The sequence below is a fragment of the Streptomyces sp. NPDC054770 genome (assembly GCF_053611985.1).
Genome location: NZ_JBSHBL010000025.1, coordinates 86,432 through 103,634 on the forward strand (window position 1 = coordinate 86,432; position 17,203 = coordinate 103,634).

The following is a 17,203-nucleotide window of genomic DNA, read 5'->3' on the forward strand; positions in this document are numbered from 1 at the left end:
ACCCGGACGCGGTCGGTTCGCGGGCCGGCATCCGGCCGTCACGCGTGTCCTCGCGACGACGGGGTAGGGCTCCTCTGACCCGGCAATCGCCGGGGTACCCGACGTCATGACAAGGAGGCCGCCGTGGCCGCCGCAACGGTTCATCATCCGATCCCGGCCCAGTTCAAACCCCTGGTGGAGACCGTGGAGGAACCCCACCTGTGCGTGTTCAGCGCCGAGGGCGTCTGTGCCCAGGCCCCGCTGACCAGTGAGCCGCCGCTGCCCGACGCCGAGCCCCTCACCAGCGAACCGCCGCTCGCCGACGCTGCCCCGCTGACCAGCGAGCCGGGGTTGTAGATGAACGAAGCCCTGGACCCGGGGCTGTGCCGGCTCGCGGAGCTGCACGGCGTCGCCACCTCCTACAGCCCCGCCCCGGACCGTACGGTCGCCGCCTCCGCCACAGCCGTGACCGCCGCACTGGGCGCCCTGGGCGTCGACGCGAACGGCCCGGACGCCGTCCGCACCGCCCTCGCCGACCGGGAGCGGGAGCTCGCCGGACGGCTGCTGCCGCCGACGGTCGTCCACTGGGCGGACGCCGGCGAGATCGCCCTCGGCCTGCCCGCCGGCACCCGCCTGGAGGTGCGGACGGAGGACGGGGAGACCCGGGACGACGTGCGCGGCCTGCCGCTCGGGGTGCACCTGCTGACCGCCGCCGCTCCCGACGGCCGTACCGCCCGCGCCCACCTGATCGTCGCCCCCGACCGGCTCCCCACCCCCGCCGGCCGCTCGTACGGCATCCTCGTCCAGCTCTACTCGCTGCTGTCCCGCCGCTCCTGGGGCATGGGCGACCTCGGGGACCTCGCCGACCTGGCCGACTGGGCCGGACGCACCGCGGGCGCGGGATTCGTGCAGGTCAACCCGTTGCACGCGGCCGTACCCGGCGCCCCGACCGACCCGTCCCCCTACCGGCCGTCCTCCCGCCGCTTCCCCGACCCGGTCCACCTGCGGCCGGAGTCCGTCCCCGAGTACACGGCGACCGGCTCCGTCACGGACCGTGCCGGGCATCTGCGCTCCGCCGTCCTCGACCAGGGCGCCCTCATCGACCGGGACGCGGTGTGGGAGCTGAAGCGGGAGGCGCTGGAGACGGCTGCCGCCGCTCCGCTCACCCCCGACCGGCAGGCCGCCTACGACTCCTTCCGCGCCGCCGAGGGGCAGGCCCTGGAGGACCACGCCACCTGGTACGCGCTCGCCGAACGGCACGGCTCCGACTGGCACCGGTGGCCCGAGGCCCTGCGCGACCCCCGCTCACCGCAGACCGCCCGCGCCCGCGCCGAGCTGGCCGACCGGGTCGGCTTCCACTCCCGCCTCGCCTGGCTCACCGTCACCCAGCTCACCGCGGCCCAGCGCGCCGCCCGCGAGGCCGGGATGCCGGTCGGGATCGTGCACGACCTCGCCGTCGGGGTGCACCCGGCCGGCGCCGACGCCTGGGCCCAGCAGGACCACTTCGCCGCCGGGATGTCCGTCGGCGCCCCGCCCGACGCCTTCAACGCCCGCGGCCAGGACTGGGGCCTGCCGCCCTGGCGCCCCGACCGCCTCGCCGCCTCCGGCCACGCCCCCTTCCGCGAGCTCCTGCGCGCCCTCTTCCGGTACGCCGGCGCCCTGCGCATCGACCACGTGATGGGCCTGTTCCGGCTCTGGTGGGTACCGCAGGGCAGCCCGCCCACCGAGGGCACCTACGTCCGCTACGACGCCGAGGCCATGCTCGCCCTGCTGGCCCTGGAGGCGACCCGGGCCGGAGCGGTGGTGATCGGGGAGGACCTCGGCACGGTGGAACCGGGCGTGCGCGAGACGCTGGAGCGCCACGGGGTGCTCGGCACGTCCGTCCTCTGGTTCGAACGGGACTGGGCCGGCGACGGCCGCCCGCTGCCCCCGGAACGCTGGCGCGCCGACTGCCTCGCCACCGCCACCACCCACGACCTGCCGCCCACCGCCGCCCGCCTCACCGGCGAGCACGTCGAACTCCGCGACCGTCTCGGCCTGCTCACCCGACCCCTCGCGGAGGAACGCGCCGAAGCGGCGGCCGACACCGCGGAGTGGCTCGCCCTGCTGACCCGCCTCGGCCTGCTCGCCGCCTCCGAGTCCGGCGACGAGGAAGCCGAGATCCGAGCCGTCCACCGCTTCCTGCTGCGCACCCCGGCCCGCATGATCGGCGTCTGGCTCCCGGACACCGTCGGCGACCGCCGCCCCCAGAACCTCCCCGGCACCTGGGACCAGTACCCGAACTGGCGCCTGCCGATCGCCGACGCCAAGGGCCGCCCGGTGACACTGGAGGAGCTGACGGCCTCGGAGCGGGTACGGGCACTGTTCCGGACCCTGCACACAGACCGCCCTTCCCCACTATGACGACGCCCCGGCCCCCGGCGTGCGGAGGAAGGCCGTCCGGGGCGCCGGTCCACCATCCTTGAGCCATGCGTGCCGCCCGCCTGATCCGCATGGCGCTTCTCGTCCAGTCGAGCCCCGGTCTGACCGCCGTCGCCCTCGCTCGCGAGCTGGGCGTCTCCAGACGCACTGTGATCCGCGACGCCCAGGCTCTGCAGGAGGCAGGCGTTCCCATCCGGTCCGAGCGCGGCCGCGCGGGCGGCTACCACCTGGCGCCGGGCCACCGGACCCGGCTCACCACCCTCCATCCCACCGAGGCGGAGACCCTCTACCTCTCCGGTCTGCCTACGGCCCTGCGCGATCTGGGCCTGTCGGGCGCGGCGAGCACCGCCCGGCTGAAACTGTCGGCCACCCTGCTCCCCTCGCTGCGCGCGGCGGCCGAGTCGTCGGTGCGCCGCTTCCACCTGGACGCCCCGGCCTGGTTCCGTGAGCCGTCGGCACCGGAGCTGCTCCCGGAGCTGGCCCGCGCCGTATGGTCCGACCGAACGGTCGGACTGGACTATGCGCGGCCGGCCCGGGACGGCGCGCCGCCCCGCACGGTGACGCGCCTGCTGGAGCCGTACGGGCTCGTCCTGAAGGCAGGGGTCTGGTACGTCGTGGGCCGGGTCCCGGCCGAGCGGGCGGGCCGGGACGGCGCCTGGCGTACCTACCGCGTCGACCGTGTCACGGCACTCTCCCCCGCTCCCGGCGCCGGCGAACCCTTCGGCCGCGACCCGTCCTTCGACCTGGCCGCGCACTGGCAGGCCCAGGCCGCCGGGTTCGCCCGGGCGCTGCTGCGCACGACCGTCACCGTGCGGCTGACCGGGCGCGGCCTGCGGCGCCTGCCCTCCGTGGTGGACCCGGCCGGTGTGGCCGAGGCGCTGGCGTCCGCGACCGCGCCGGACGCCGCCGGGCAGGTCACGCTCGACCTGCCGGTGGAGTCGGAGGACGTGGCCTTCGGGCAGCTGACCGGGCTGGGCGCGGACGTGGAGGTGCTGGCCCCGGCGGGCCTGCGCGCCCGCTTCCGCGAGCATGCGCGGGCCCTCGCCGCCGTGTACGGCGCGGAGCCGGAGGATCAGCGGTAGTCCTCCGGCGAGCCGTCCTTCCCTCCGTACGTGACCTCCTCGAAGTACGCCAAGGCGTCCGGTCGGCTGCCGTCCACGTCCCGTACGCCGTATGCCCGGGCGAGGTCCGCGCTGGAAACGGACTTGCCGTTCCAGCGGGCGGCCCGGTCCGGGTCGGCGGCGAGCGCGGCGACCCCGCGGGCGAGGTAGTGCGGCGACTCGGCGATGGCGAAGTCCGGTTCCCGGTCGACCGCGTCGCGCCAGTTCTCCTCGCTCACGCCGAAGTGGGCGAGCATCTGCTCCGAGCGCAGGAAGCCCGGCGTGACGGCGACCGCCGTGCCCCCGTACTCCGCCAGTTCCTCGCCCAGCCCGAAGGCGATGCGGATCGGGGCGTTCTTCGCGAGGTCGTAGTAGAGGTTCCCGCGGTAACGGCGGTTGAAGGCCGCTGTGCCGTCGGTGACCTCCACGTGCAGCGGCGCGTCCGAGCGGAGCAGGAGCGGGAGGGCGAGCGCCGCGGTGATGACGTGCGAGCGCACCCCGAGGTCCAGGATGCGCAGGCCGTCGGCGAGCGGCGTCTCCCAGCTCTTCCTGCCGAAGACGGAGCCGACGAGCAGGTGCTCGCCGCCCCAGAGGTCGTTGACGAGGATGTGCAGCCGCCCCTGTTCGCGGCCGATCCGCTCGACGAGGACACGGACCTGGTCCGGGTCCAGATGGTCGGTGGGGACGGCGATGCCGGTGCCGCCGGCCCCCGTGACCAGTTCCGCGGTCTCCTCGATCGTCTCCGTGGTCCGGCCGACCTCGCTGGCGTGCCCGCGGGTGGTGCGGCCGGTGACGTAGACGGTGGCGCCGGCACGGCCCAGTTCGACGGCGAGGGCGCGTCCGGCACCGCGGGTGGCCCCGGCGACGAGCGCGACCCGGCCGGCGAGCGGGCCTTCCGGCCCGATGTCCTTGGTGCTGATGTCCTGTTCCATCCCACCACGGTGCCCGCCAAAGGTGACACCCCCCGTCACCTTTTTCCGGGGATCCGCGTGAGGAGGTCCCGAGGGCTCGGGGCCGGTCGCGCAGTGGCCGTGCGGAACACCGCACCCCGAGGCGGCCCGTACAGGTACCCCCGGACGCGCGCCCCCCAAGTCGGCCCGCTAGCTTTGGCTTCGTGGACAAGAAGAACGCCCTGCGCGCCGGCGCCCTGGCTGCCGGTACGACGCTGATGATGCTGCTCATGTCGTCGCCCGCCCTCGCGCTCACGCGTGACGACGGTGACGACCCCGGCAACGGCCTGAGCGTCATCCAGACGCTGGGTCTCTACGTCCTGACCCCGCTCGTGCTGTTCGCGGTCATCGCGGGCCTGGTGATGGTGCTGGACAAGTCCAAGGTCCGGGTCACCAAGCCGGGCGCGAAGGCCAAGGCGAAGGCCTGACACCCGTTTCTCCACCGAGGGCGCCGGTCTCCTGAGGAGCTGACCGGCGCCCTCGGCGCGTTCCTCAGGGGCTCGGCGCGGTCAGGTACCGCTGCACGGTCGGCCCGAGCCACGCCAGGATCTCCTCGCGGGCCAGCGCCACCACCGGCGGCAGCCGCACCACGTAACGGGTCAGCGCGAGCCCCATCAGCTGCGCGGCACACAGCCCCGCCCGCGTCGCCACCTGCTCGGGGTCCGGGCACACCCGCCGGGCCACCGGCACCACCTGCTCCCGGAAGATGCTCTGCACGCGCTCGGTCCCCGCCTCGTTGGTGACCGCGACCCGGAGCACCGCGGTAAGCTCCTCGTTCGCCTCCCAGATGTCCAGGAAGTGGCCCACCAGGGCCTGCCCGACCTCGGTGCGGGGCACCTGGGACATGTCGGGCATCCGCAGGTCGAGTGCGACGGCGGCCGCGAAGAGGCCGTCCTTGCTGCCGAAGTAGCGCATCACCATCGAGGGGTCGATGCGGGCGTCCTTGGCGATGGCGCGGATGGTGGCGCGTTCGTAGCCGTCGGCGGCGAAGCGTTCGCGGGCGGCGGCCAGGATGGCGGAGCGGCTGGCGTCGGAGCGGCGCGCCGCCGGGCCGTTCGCGGAATCTGTGCTTCTACTGGGGGTGCCGGTCATGCCAACGAGCGTAGGCCAACGGGCGTAGGCCAACAAGTGTTGACTGCGGAATGAGGCCGCTCTAGGCTGGTCAACAAGCGTTGGTCAACAGTCGTTGGCAATCAAGCGTCGGCAATCAATTGTTGGCCACCAGATGTTGGCAACCAGGTGTTGGCCAACGAGCGTAGGCATCCAGGAGGCCCCCCATGAACGGCACGACTGGCACCCCCGCCCCCGCCCCCGAACCCTCCCGCGTGATCGTCGTCGGCTCCGGCCCCACCGGCCTTCTCCTGGCCGGTGACCTCGCCGAGGCCGGCATCCCGGTCACCCTCCTCGAAAAGCGCCCCCACAAGATCAGCAACCTCTCCCGCGCCTTCGCCCTGCACGCCCGTGCCCTGGAGGAACTCGACGCCCGCGGCCTCGCCGACGAACTCGAGGCCGTCGGCGAGCCGCTCTCCCGGCTCAACCTCTTCGACGGCCTCACCCTCGACCTCGACGCCCTGCCCTCCCGATTCCGGCACGTCCTCGTCCTCCCGCAGTACGAGGTCGAGAAGGTGCTGGAGCGCCGGGCGGCCGAGGCGGGCGTCGACTTCCGCAACGAGTCCGAGGTGACCGGCCTGACCCAGGACGCGACCGGGGTCACCGTGCACGTCAGGGGCGCCAGGGGTGCCGAGAGCCTGCGTGCCGCGTACGTGGTCGGCGCCGACGGCATGCACAGCGCCGTACGGGAGGCGGTCGGGCTGCCGTTCCCGGGGCGGTCGGCGATCCGGTCCGTCGTCCTCGCCGACGTGCTGCTCGCCGAGAAGCCCCCGACGCTGCTGACGGCCGCCGCGGTCGGCGACGCGTTCGCGTTCCTGGCACCCTTCGGCGACGGCTACTACCGCGTCATCTGCTGGCACCGCGGCCACGACGTCCCCGACCACGAACCGGTCGGCCTCGACGAGATCAGGGAGATCACGCGGCTGGCCCTGGGCAAGGACTACGGGATGCACGACGCCCGCTGGATGTCCCGCTTCCACAGCGACGAGCGCCAGGTGCCCAGCTACCGGGTCGGCCGGGTCCTCCTGGCCGGGGACGCGGCGCACGTCCACACCCCGGCCGGCGGCCAGGGCATGAACACCGGCCTGCAGGACGCGGCCAACCTGGGCTGGAAGCTCGCCGCCGTGCTGCACGGCCACGCGGACCCCGGTCTGCTCGACACCTACCAGAGCGAACGCCACCCGGTCGGCAGGTCGGTCCTGCGCAGCAGCGGCGCCATCGTCCGCCTCGCGATGGCCAAGGGCCCCCTGCTGGCGGTGCGCGCCGTGCTCATCCGCGCGCTCGGCCACGCCGGCCCGGTCCGCCGCAGGATCGTCGGCCAGGTCACCGGCATCGGCTACCGCTACCCCGCACCGCGCGGCGCCCACCGTCTCACCGGCACCCGCGTCCCCGACCTGGCCCTGGCCGGTGGCGGCCGCCTCTACGAGGCCCTGCGCGGCGGCCGGTTCGTCCTGGTCACCCCGGACCCGGGCCCGGGCCCGCGGTACGGCGACGACCGGCTGGCCGTGGCGCACTGGAGGAGCGGCCGTCGTACGAGCGTTCTGGTGCGCCCCGACGGATACGTGGCCTGGGCGGGCGAGGACGCCCAGGCGCCGGACATCGAGAAGGCGCTGGCCACCCATGTCGGGTGACCGGTTCAGGCGAGGGTGAAGTCGGCGGCCTCGGTGTCGAGGGTGGTGTGGCCGTCCTTGGCCGTGGCGAGCACGGCGATGTGCCAGGTGCCGTGCGCGGACGACGCGACGTCGGCGGCGGACACCGTGTCCTGGTAGACGCACCGGACGGTGCGGCCGCCGGCCGGCGTGCAGGTCGCCGACTCCACCGAGGCCATGTCCCTGGCCGTCAGCGGCTTCGTCGCGAACTCGGACTTCTCCGGCCAGGCCAGCACCTTCAGGTTCTTGACGCCGGAGGGCGCGCTGACCTCGGTGGTGAAGGAGAGCGAGCCGTCCCGGCCGCCGTCGGGGGCGGTGTAGCGGACGGTGCTGTGTGCCAGGGCGGGCGACGGGGCCTGGTCGCCGGCGTAGGCGAGGGCGAAGGCCCCGGCGCCTCCGAGCACGACGACACCGGCGACCACGGACAGGGCGATACGACGGGACATGGCGAGTTCTCCGCAACTGGCTCAGGCTGTGTCAGCCGGATGGACCCGGCGCTCACTGCCGCGCCGTTGCGTCGATCCTCGCAACGCGCAGTAGCCCCGGGCGTGAGCACGGATACTCAACTCGTCCTGGGTGGTAGGTACTTCACCAATAAGGCGGGGCGCCCGGCGCAGATCGCACCGAGCGCCCCGCCGCCGCATCGCCTACTGGGCGGCCGCGTCCGCCGCCTGGGCCTTCAGGGCGCGCTCGACGCCCGCGCGGGACTCCGAGACGAGCCGGGCCAGTGCCGCGTTCGGCTGCGCCGAGGCCAGCCAGGCGTCCGTCCTGGCGAGGGTCTCCTGGGAGACCTGGAGGGACGGGTAGAGGCCGATCGCGATCTGCTGGGCGATCTCGTGCGAACGGGAGTCCCACACCGACTTCAGGATCTCGAAGTACCTGTCGGTGTACGGCGCCAGCAGCTCACGCTGGTCGGTCTGGACGAAGCCGCCGATCACCGCCTCCTGCACGGCGTTCGGCAGCTTGTCGGATTCGATGACCGAGGCCCACGCCTCCGCCTTCGCCTCCTCGGTCGGGCGGGCGGCGCGGGCGGTGGCCGCGTGCCGCTCACCGGCGGCGGTCCTGTCCCGCTCGTACTCGCCCGCGATCTCCGCCTCGTCGAAGCGGCCGACCGCCGCGAGCCGCTCCACGAACGCCCAGCGCAGCTCGGTGTCGACGGCCAGGCCCTCGATGGTGTGGGTGCCCTCCAGCAGGCTGTCCAGGAGGTCCAGCTGCTCCGGGGTGCGGGCGGTGGCCGCGAAGGCACGGGCCCAGGCCAGCTGGTGGTCACTGGCCGGCGCGGCGGACCGCAGGTGGGCCAGGGTGGCGTCGGTCCAGCGGGTGAGCAGGGCCTCGCGGGCGGCCGGGTCGGCGTACAGCTCGATGGCCAGCTTCACCTGGCGCTGCAGGGACTGGACGACACCGATGTCCGACTCCTTGCCGATGCCGGACAGCACGAGGGACAGGTACTCGCGGGTGGGGAGCTCGGCGTCCCGGGTCATGTCCCAGGCCGAGGCCCAGCACAGCGCGCGGGGCAGCGAGGACTCGAAGTCGCCGAGGTGGTCGGTGACGAAGCGCAGCGACTGCTCGTCGAGGCGGACCTTGGCGTACGACAGGTCGTCGTCGTTGAGCAGGAACACCGCCGGGCGACGGCGGCCGGCCAGCTGCGGTACGGCCGTCAGCTCGCCGTCCACGTCCAGCTCGATCCGGTCGGTGCGCACCAGCTTGCCGGTCGCCTCGTCGAGGTCGTACAGGCCGATCGCGATCCGGTGCGGACGCAGAGTCGGCTCGCCCTTGGCGCCGGCCGGGAGCGCCGGGGCCTCCTGGCGGATGGCGAAGGAGGTGACGACACCGTCGGCGGCCGTCTCCACCTCCGGGCGCAGGATGTTGATGCCGGCCGTCTGCAGCCACTTCTGCGACCAGGTGCTCAGGTCACGCCCGGAGGTCTCCTCCAGGGCGCCCAGCAGGTCGGACAGGCGCGTGTTGCCGTACGCGTGCCGCTTGAAGTACGCCTGCACGCCCTTGAAGAACTCGTCCATGCCGACGTACGCGACCAGCTGCTTCAGCACCGACGCGCCCTTGGCGTACGTGATGCCGTCGAAGTTGACGAGCACGTCGTCCAGGTCGCGGATCTCGGCCATGATCGGGTGAGTGGAGGGCAGCTGGTCCTGCCGGTACGCCCAGGTCTTCATGGAGTTGGCGAACGTCGTCCACGAGTGCGGCCAGCGCGATCCGGGGGCGTACGCCTGGCAGGCGATGGAGGTGTAGGTGGCGAACGACTCGTTCAGCCACAGGTCGTTCCACCACTCCATGGTGACCAGGTCGCCGAACCACATGTGGGCCAGCTCGTGCAGGATGGTCTCGGCGCGCGTCTCGTACGCCGCGTCGGTCACCTTGGACCGGAAGACGTACTGGTCGCGGATGGTCACCGCGCCCGCGTTCTCCATCGCGCCCGCGTTGAACTCCGGCACGAACAGCTGGTCGTACTTGGTGAACGGGTAGGCGTAGTCGAACTTCTCCTGGAACCAGTCGAAGCCCTGCCGGGTCACCTCGAAGATCGCGTCCGAGTCGAGGAACTCGGCGAGCGAGGGCCGGCAGTAGATGCCCAGCGGGACGCTCTGCCCGTCCTTCTCGTAGACGCTGTGCACCGAGTGGTACGGGCCGACGATCAGTGCGGTGATGTACGACGAGATGCGCGGCGTCGGCTCGAAGACCCAGGTGTCGTCCTTGGGCTCGGGCGCCGGCGAGTTCGAGACGACCGTCCAGCCGGCCGGCGCCTTCACGGTGAACTGGAAGGTCGCCTTCAGGTCCGGCTGCTCGAAGGAGGCGAAGACCCGGCGGGCGTCCGGCACCTCGAACTGGGTGTAGAGGTACGCCTGCTCGTCGACCGGGTCGACGAACCGGTGCAGGCCCTCACCCGTGTTGGTGTACGCGCAGTCGGCCACGACCCGCAGGACGTTGCGGCCCGCGAGCAGGCCGGGCAGCGCGATCCGGGAGTCCGCGAAGACCGCGGCGGGGTCCAGCGGATCACCGTTCAGGGTGACCTCGTGGACCGCGGGGGCCACCAGGTCGATGAAGGATTCGGCGCCGGTTTCGGCGACGTCGAAGCGCACCGTGGTCACGGACCGGTAGGTACCGCCCTCCTGCGCGCCGGAGAGGTCGAGATCGATCTCGTACGAGTCAACGGTGAGCAGCTTCGCCCGCTGCTGTGCCTCTTCGCGAGTCAGGTTTGTGCCAGGCACGCGGTCATCTCCTCGTTATGTGTGGGTTGCGCCATCCTTCCACGGCATCCCGGCGGGGGGCGACGAGGGAAAACCCGCGAGATTCACGCGCCCCGTAGGGGCGCGGGGCTGTGTCGATATGCGGCTCCGCCGCGTGGGCGCGATCGGGCACGACGGCGCCGCAGCCGCACGACGGCAGCTGCGGCACCCCCTTGGGCGCCCGGCCCTACTTCGACAGCTCTTCCGCCACCAGCTCCGCGATCTGCACGGCGTTCAGCGCAGCCCCCTTGCGGAGGTTGTCGTTGGACACGAACAGCGCCAGCCCGTTCTCCACCGTCTCGTCCCGGCGGATCCGCCCGACGTACGACGGGTCCTTGCCCGCGGCCTGCAGCGGCGTCGGGATGTCGGACAGCTCGACCCCGGGCGCGTCGGACAGCAGCTCGGTCGCCCGCTCCGGGGAGATCGGACGCGCGAACCGGGCGTTGAGCTGGAGGGAGTGCCCGGAGAACACCGGGACGCGGACACAGGTGCCGGAGACCTTCAGCTCGGGGAGCTCCAGGATCTTGCGGGACTCGTTGCGCAGCTTCTGCTCCTCGTCGGTCTCGTTCAGACCGTCCTCGACGAGGTTGCCGGCGAAGGGCAGCACGTTGAAGGCGATGGGCCGCTTGTAGACCTGCGGCTCGGGGAAGTCGACCGCCCCGCCGTCGTGCGTGAGCCGGTCCGCGTCGGCGGCGACCTTCTGCACCTGCCCCTGCAGCTCCGCGACGCCCGCGAGACCGGAGCCGGACACGGCCTGGTAGGTGGTGGCGACCAGCGCCTGGAGGCCCGCCTCCGCGTCCAGCACCTTCAGGACCGGCATCGCGGCCATCGTGGTGCAGTTCGGGTTGGCGATGATGCCCTTGGGGCGGGCGGCGATCGCGTGCGGGTTCACCTCGGAGACGACCAGCGGGACCTCGGGGTCCTTGCGCCAGGCGGAGGAGTTGTCGATCACCACGGCACCCTGGGCGGCGACCTTCTCCGCGAGCGCCTTCGAGGTGGCGCCGCCCGCCGAGAACAGCACGATGTCCAGGCCGGTGTAGTCGGCGGTCGCCGCGTCCTCCACCGTCACACCGTCGAGCACGGTCCCGGCCGAGCGGGCCGAGGCGAACAGGCGCAGCTGGGTGACGGGGAAGTCGCGCTCCGTGAGGATCCTGCGCATGACCGTGCCGACCTGACCGGTGGCTCCGACGATTCCGACCCTCACGGCGACTCCCTCTGCATACGTTGACCTGTGCCTGCGGCCTTTCCATCATGCGGCCGACCCGGGTCCGCCTGTCCAGTTCTTTGCGCGCCATGCCCACCGACTGGACCAACCGACCCGTGGAACTCCCGTTCACACCCCCGCTGAGCTGCATAAATTACCTCCGCCTGGCCGTCGTACCGCAAGCTGTGCTGCGCCGCGCGCCGGTGTGACGTACGCCTCCAAGGCCCGCCCGCGGACGCCGCGGAAAAGATTTCCGGGAATCCGGCCGAACGTTTCCGGGGGCTGCGGCGTCGTAGGAGAAACGCGGTGAGGGGGTGGGTTGTGCTGCGCAGAAAGGCCCGCCGCGCCCAGGGGGACCAGCACGGTGATCCTCTGGACGCGGACCAGGAGCGCCGGGTGCGGGCGGTGCTCGCGCTGGGCGGCGTACCGCAGGCGGACCTGCCGGACGGGGTACAGCAGGTACGTCTGCGGTTGCTGGAGCGGGCCGCCGGCGGCCAGGAGGCGCCGCGGGACGTGTCGGCGTGGGCGGCGGTCGTCGCCTCCCACCTGGCCATGGACTGGCACCGCGCCAAGCGCCGCCAGGAACGCCTCGGCGAACGGCTCGCCGCCCTCCGCCAGCCCGACCCCACCGCCGGAGAGGACAGCAGGCTGCTCTCCGTCGCCGTCGCCCGCGGCCTGGACGAACTGCCCGACGCCCAGCGCCAGATCCTCGTCCTGCGCTTCTACGCCGACCTGCCGGTCCGCGGGATAGCCGAGGAACTGGGCATCCCCGAAGGCACGGTGAAGAGCCGGCTGCACACGGCGGTACGGGCCCTGCGCGCCCGCCTGCACGAGGACGAGGTGGTGTGAGCATGACCGCCGAACACGACGACAACCCGGGTGGGCCGGGCGAGATCGATGCCCTGTTCGCCGTCCTCGCGGACGAGCCGCTCACCGGTGAGCAGCGCGCCGACCCCGCCTTCATGGCCGAGCACCGGGCGGCCACCGCCGATGTGGCGCTGCTGCGCGAGCAGCTCGGGATCATCGGGGACACCCTCGCCGCACCACCCCCGCGGCCGGAGCCCCGCCCCCGCCCGGCCGCGCGCCGCCGCCCCTGGCAGCACCCCGGTGTCCGCGCCCTCGGCCTCGCCGGCGCCCTCGCGGCGGCGTTCACCGGGGCCGTGTTCGGCATCGGCTGGCTCGCGGCGAACGGCGGTTCGAGCGCGATGTCGAACGGTGCCGGTTCCGACAGAGCCGCCGACAGCGCGTCGAGCGGGGCGAGCCAGGGCGGCAAGGAGCAGGCCGGCGGCCCCGGCTACCTCGCCTGCGCCCGCCTCGTCGTCGAGGGCACGGTCACCGGAGTGCGGCAGCTCGCGGACACCGGCACGGAACGCGTCACCCTGCGCGTGACCCGTGCCTACAAACCGGCGAAGACCGCTGAAGAGGTGCAGTTCCTCTTCGGATCCGGCACCGACGCCCGGGTCCGCACGGGCGCCCGCCTCCTGGTCGGCATCACAGGCGGCCGGCAGATCCCCGACCGGTACGCGGTCGGGGAGGCGGAGATCGCCCGGGAGCGGTCCTGGATCGTCCAGGACCTGCCCGCGTCACGGACGACGACGTGCCCGGACAGGTGAAGGGAGGGGCGGCCGCGAGCGCGCAACGGCGGTGGACGGAAAACCCGTTGGCCGCCGGCTCCGGGAGCCCTAACGTGCCGATGTGCGCGAGAAGCTCAGGGTGGCGGCCTACGCTGTGTGTGTCCGTGACGGTCAGATCCTGCTCGCCCGGTCACCGGCCGACGACGGCACACCCGAGTGGGTCCTGCCCGGCGGCGGTATGGAGCACGGCGAGGACCCGTACGACACGGTCCGCCGCGAACTCACGGAGGAGACCGGCTACCGCATCGAGGTGACCGGGCTGCTGGGCATCGACTCCTTCCGGCACCACTTCGCCGCCGAGGGCCCGCTGCGCCTCCCCACCGACCACCACGGCGTGCGGATCATCTACACCGGCGAGATCGTCGGCGGCGAACTGCGCAACGAGGTCAACGGCTCCACCGACATGGCCGCCTGGCACGACCTGGACGCCGTACCGTCTCTCAGGCACATCCGGCTGGTCGACGTAGCGCTGCGGCTGTGGCGGGAGCGGCCGGCGGCGGGACGGTTTGCAGAAGAGCACTCGTAAGCGCCGGAGACCCTCCCCTACCCCGGCAGATGAACGCGGAGTGACCGGGTCCCGGACTCCCGCGATCCGCTCCATGGCCGGTCCCCACCTCGGCTGATCCACGTACGGTGATCGGCGCTGCGCGTTGCCGCCGCGTTCACGCACAGGTCACCCCCGGTGCCAACGATCCAGAGTGAGCGGGAAGTTCGCGGAAGCGATCGCCCGCGACCACTGCCGACGCGTTCGTACTCGGGGAGATCGCGCCATGTCGCGCATACGCTCTGTCGCCACCTCCGCTGCCCACAAGGGCCGCGAGGCACTGGAGATCAACCGCCGTACCGTGCTCGCCGCCGCCGGAGCCGTCACGCTCTCCGCAGGCGTCGGCTACGCCCTGCGTCCCACCGACAGCGAGGCCGCCCCCGCCGCGGCCACGGCCGCGGAGCCGCAGCCGGTCGCCGAGGGCCGCCGGGCCGCCGCGGCCCCGCTCGCCCCCTACACCAAGGGCACCACCCTCGCCTCCGTCGCCGCGCCCCGCACCAGCTCCGGCTACCGGCGCCTCGGCGACGGCGCCGGCTGGTCGCGCGTGGTGCGCTCCGACCTCGCCGCCGCCAAGTCCGGCCGCGCGAACCGCCGTACCGCGCTCGCCGCGTTCGTGCAGTTCACCGACCTGCACCTGATGGACGTCCAGCACCCGCTGCGTCTCGAGTTCCTGCGCGCCCACGACCCGCACGCCTGGCGCCCGCACGAGGCGCTCACCGTGCCCGGCGCCATCTCGCTCGTCGAGCGGGTCAACGCGCTGCGCGGCGCCCCGGTCACCGGCTCGCCGCTGCACTTCGTGATGACGACCGGCGACAACACCGACAACAACGCCCACTCCGAACTGGAGTGGTTCATGAAGGTGATGAGCGGCGGCCGGATCACCCCCAACACCGGTGACCCCAAGCACTACGAGGGCGTCCAGAACAGCGGCCTCAAGCTGTACTGGCAGGCCTCCTCGACCGTCCGCGACCAGGACAAGGCGCTCGGCTTCCCGCACCTCGCCGGCTTCCTGGCCGCCGCGGTCCGCGAGGTGAAGAGCCCCGGCCTCAACCTGCCCTGGTACTCCACGGTCGGCAACCACGACGCCCTGCCGCTCGGCTGCTACGGCTCGCACGCCGACCCCTACCTCGCCGCGGCCGCGATCGGCGGCAAGAAGCTGATGACGGTGACCGACGCCGAGGCCAAGAAACTCCAGGACGCCATCCGCACCGCCAAGGACCCCAAGGGCAGCGGCTATCGCGACTTCCTGAAGGCCCACGCCCGGTCGATGCGCTCGGTCACCGCGGACGAGAAGCGCGCCCCGTACACCTCCGCGGACTACCTCAAGGCCCACCTGGACCCGGCCTACCAGGGCCTCGGCCCGGTCGGCCACGGCTACTCCAGCGCCAACGTGGCCGCGGGCACCCAGTACTACGCCTTCCGTATCTCCGACGACGTCATCGGCATCAGCCTCGACACGACGGACGCGGGCGGCCACTACGACGGATCGATCGGAACGGCCCAACTGGCCTGGCTGGAGCAGACCCTGAAGGAGAACAAGGACTCCTACGCGGTCGTCTTCAGCCACCACACCAGCAAGACGATGACCAACACCCGCCCCGACCCGGCCCACCCGAGCGACGGCCGCCACACGGGCGCCGAGCTGGTCACCCTGCTCAACCGTCACGCCAACGTACTGGCCTGGGTGAACGGCCACATCCACCGCAACCTCATCACCCCGCACAAGGCGTCGAACGGCAACTCCTTCTGGGAGATCACCACCGCCTCGCACGTCGACTACCCCCAGCTCGCCCGGGTCGTCGAGCTGACGGACAACAAGGACGGCACGATCTCCCTGTTCACCACCCTGATCGAGTCCGCCGCCCCGCACCGCACGGACTTCTCCGACCTCTCCCAGACCGGCCTCGCCGCCCTCTACCGCGAACTGGCCTTCAACGCCCCCGGTTCCAGCAAGGTCCTGGGCGGCAGCACGACGGACCGGAACACGGAGCTGGTCCTGAAGAAGGGCTGAGATTCACTCAACCGGCCCAACGTGGGCAACCTCGCCGATCAGGACGGTGTCCCTCCCCCCGACCGAGTACGACGACTCCACTGGGGGAGAGACATGTCCGTACGTACGACGCTGGTCGCGGCCACCGCACTGGCCCTGTCGGCAGCGCTCGCGGGACCGGCGCTCGCGGCCCCGGCCGGCCGGGCCCCGGCGGCACCCGCGGCCGGCCACCAGGCGGCCCGCAAGGCGATCGAGGCCGCCGTCGAGAGCGGTGTCCCCGGCGCGACGGCCACCGTCCGGGACACCCGCGGCACCTGGTCGGCGACCGCCGGGGTGGGCGACACCCGCACCGGCGCCCCGCGCTCCCCGTCCGACCGCTACCGGGCCGGCAGCATCACGAAGACCTTCGTGGCCACGGTGCTGCTCCAGCTGGAGGCGGAGGGCCGGCTGTCCCTCGACGACACGGTGGACAAGTGGCTGCAGGGCGTGGTCTCCGGCAACGGCAACGACGGCCGCCGCATCACCGTCCGCCAGCTCCTCAACCACACCAGCGGCATCTTCAACTACACGTCCGACGCCGACTTCGGCCGCACGTACTTCCTGAAGGACGGCTTCTTCGAGCACCGCTACGACACGCTGACCCCCGCCGCTCTGGTGGCGATCGCGACGAAGCACGCGCCGGCCTTCGCGCCGGGCACCAGCTGGGCCTACTCCAACACCAACTACGTGCTCGCCGGCATGGTCATCAAGGCCGTGACGGGACACTCGTACGCCCAGGAGATCACCGACCGGGTGATCAGGCCCCTGCACCTGACCGGCACCTCCCTCCCCGGCACCCGCACCACCCTGCCGCGCCCGAGCAGCCGCGCCTACTCCAAACTCGCCGAGACGACGACGGGCCCCAACTACGACGTCACCACCCTCAACCCCTCCATGGCCTCCTCCGCCGGCGAGCTGATCTCCACCTCCGCCGACCTGACCCGCTTCTACGAAGCCCTCCTGCGCGGCAGGCTCCTCCCTCCGCACCAGCTGAAGGAGATGAAGACCACCACTCCCATGCCCGGCGACCCCAACAGCGCGTACGGCCTCGGCCTGATGGACGTCACCCTCCCCTGCGGAGTCCACGTCTGGGGCCACGACGGCGGCATCCACGGCTCCTCCTCCGTGGCGGCCGGCACCTCCGACGGCCGCCACGCCCTGGCCCTCGACTTCAACGCCGACTGGACCGGCGACAAGGACGCGGTGGTCGTGGCGGAGTTCTGCGGGGGCTGATCCGCGGAGGGCGATCCGCAGGGGCTGATCCGGAGGGGCCGAGCACCGGCCACCGGAGCCCGGAAAAAAAACTTGGGCGGGGATGTCGAGATCCCGTGGCCGGCTCCGTCC

General features: G+C 72.7%; 15 protein-coding genes. 10 read left to right on the plus strand and 5 right to left on the minus strand.

Going from position 1 to position 17,203, the window contains the following annotated elements; all coding sequences use genetic code 11:
* Positions 1–150: 150 nt before the first annotated feature.
* The 3 genes from ACWGKQ_RS22640 (at position 151) to ACWGKQ_RS22650 (ending at position 3,482) form a co-directional block, all read left to right on the plus strand.
* Positions 151–336 carry a hypothetical protein gene (locus ACWGKQ_RS22640; RefSeq protein WP_453293782.1) on the plus strand — a complete coding sequence of 62 codons (186 nt, stop codon included), beginning with the start codon at positions 151–153 and terminating at the stop codon, positions 334–336.
* Positions 337–2,382 (plus strand): 4-alpha-glucanotransferase, encoded by a 2,046-nt coding sequence (gene malQ, locus ACWGKQ_RS22645; RefSeq protein ID WP_453293749.1) that lies wholly within the window; start codon positions 337–339, stop codon positions 2,380–2,382.
* Between the two features lie 65 nt (positions 2,383–2,447).
* Entirely contained in the window at positions 2,448–3,482 is a 1,035-nt protein-coding gene (locus ACWGKQ_RS22650) for a helix-turn-helix transcriptional regulator (RefSeq protein WP_453293750.1), read from the plus strand.
* Here ACWGKQ_RS22650 and ACWGKQ_RS22655 read toward each other — a convergent pair.
* Positions 3,473–4,432: an SDR family oxidoreductase gene (locus ACWGKQ_RS22655; protein WP_453293751.1), complete on the minus strand. Its 960-nt coding sequence runs from the start codon at positions 4,430–4,432 to the stop codon at positions 3,473–3,475. The two genes, ACWGKQ_RS22650 and ACWGKQ_RS22655, sit on opposite strands and share 10 nt — an antisense overlap.
* Before the next feature lie 182 nt (positions 4,433–4,614).
* On the opposite strand from ACWGKQ_RS22655, the gene ACWGKQ_RS22660 reads away from it, so the two are divergent.
* Positions 4,615–4,878 carry a hypothetical protein gene (locus tag ACWGKQ_RS22660; protein WP_453293752.1) on the plus strand — a complete coding sequence of 88 codons (264 nt, stop codon included), beginning with the start codon at positions 4,615–4,617 and terminating at the stop codon, positions 4,876–4,878.
* A gap of 64 nt (positions 4,879–4,942) precedes the next feature.
* Here the strand turns inward: ACWGKQ_RS22660 and ACWGKQ_RS22665 are convergent, their stop codons facing one another.
* Positions 4,943–5,542, minus strand: coding sequence for a TetR/AcrR family transcriptional regulator (locus ACWGKQ_RS22665; protein WP_453293753.1), 600 nt, complete (start codon positions 5,540–5,542; stop codon positions 4,943–4,945).
* Between the two features lie 185 nt (positions 5,543–5,727).
* On the opposite strand from ACWGKQ_RS22665, the gene ACWGKQ_RS22670 reads away from it, so the two are divergent.
* On the plus strand, positions 5,728–7,191 hold the full coding sequence (locus ACWGKQ_RS22670) for an FAD-dependent monooxygenase (protein WP_453293754.1): 1,464 nt from the start codon (positions 5,728–5,730) through the stop codon (positions 7,189–7,191).
* A gap of 5 nt (positions 7,192–7,196) precedes the next feature.
* Here ACWGKQ_RS22670 and ACWGKQ_RS22675 read toward each other — a convergent pair whose 3' ends face one another.
* From ACWGKQ_RS22675 to ACWGKQ_RS22685, 3 genes are all read right to left on the minus strand, one after another.
* Complete coding sequence (locus ACWGKQ_RS22675; protein WP_453293755.1) at positions 7,197–7,655, minus strand: DUF5707 domain-containing protein; 459 nt, start codon at positions 7,653–7,655, stop codon at positions 7,197–7,199.
* A gap of 201 nt (positions 7,656–7,856) precedes the next feature.
* The gene (gene pepN / locus ACWGKQ_RS22680; protein WP_453293756.1) at positions 7,857–10,430 is read right to left on the minus strand and encodes an aminopeptidase N; all 2,574 of its coding nucleotides are present in this window, start codon (positions 10,428–10,430) and stop codon (positions 7,857–7,859) included.
* A 205-nt stretch (positions 10,431–10,635) separates the two neighbouring features.
* Positions 10,636–11,652, minus strand: a complete 1,017-nt coding sequence (locus tag ACWGKQ_RS22685) for an aspartate-semialdehyde dehydrogenase (RefSeq protein WP_453293757.1) — start codon at positions 11,650–11,652, stop codon at positions 10,636–10,638.
* 321 nt (positions 11,653–11,973) lie between these two features.
* Between ACWGKQ_RS22685 and ACWGKQ_RS22690 the strand changes: the two genes are divergently transcribed.
* The 5 genes from ACWGKQ_RS22690 to ACWGKQ_RS22710 all read left to right on the plus strand — a co-directional run bounded on the left by ACWGKQ_RS22690 (position 11,974) and on the right by ACWGKQ_RS22710 (position 17,092).
* Complete coding sequence (locus tag ACWGKQ_RS22690; protein ID WP_453293783.1) at positions 11,974–12,501, plus strand: RNA polymerase sigma factor; 528 nt, start codon at positions 11,974–11,976, stop codon at positions 12,499–12,501.
* A gap of 2 nt (positions 12,502–12,503) precedes the next feature.
* The gene (locus ACWGKQ_RS22695) at positions 12,504–13,265 is read left to right on the plus strand and encodes a hypothetical protein (protein WP_453293758.1); all 762 of its coding nucleotides are present in this window, start codon (positions 12,504–12,506) and stop codon (positions 13,263–13,265) included.
* Between the two features lie 82 nt (positions 13,266–13,347).
* The gene (locus ACWGKQ_RS22700; RefSeq protein ID WP_453293759.1) at positions 13,348–13,812 is read left to right on the plus strand and encodes an NUDIX hydrolase; all 465 of its coding nucleotides are present in this window, start codon (positions 13,348–13,350) and stop codon (positions 13,810–13,812) included.
* 244 nt (positions 13,813–14,056) lie between these two features.
* Entirely contained in the window at positions 14,057–15,841 is a 1,785-nt protein-coding gene (locus ACWGKQ_RS22705) for a TIGR03767 family metallophosphoesterase (protein WP_453293760.1), read from the plus strand.
* A 93-nt stretch (positions 15,842–15,934) separates the two neighbouring features.
* Positions 15,935–17,092 (plus strand): serine hydrolase domain-containing protein, encoded by a 1,158-nt coding sequence (locus ACWGKQ_RS22710; RefSeq protein ID WP_453293761.1) that lies wholly within the window; start codon positions 15,935–15,937, stop codon positions 17,090–17,092.
* The last annotated feature ends 111 nt before the right edge of the window (positions 17,093–17,203 follow it).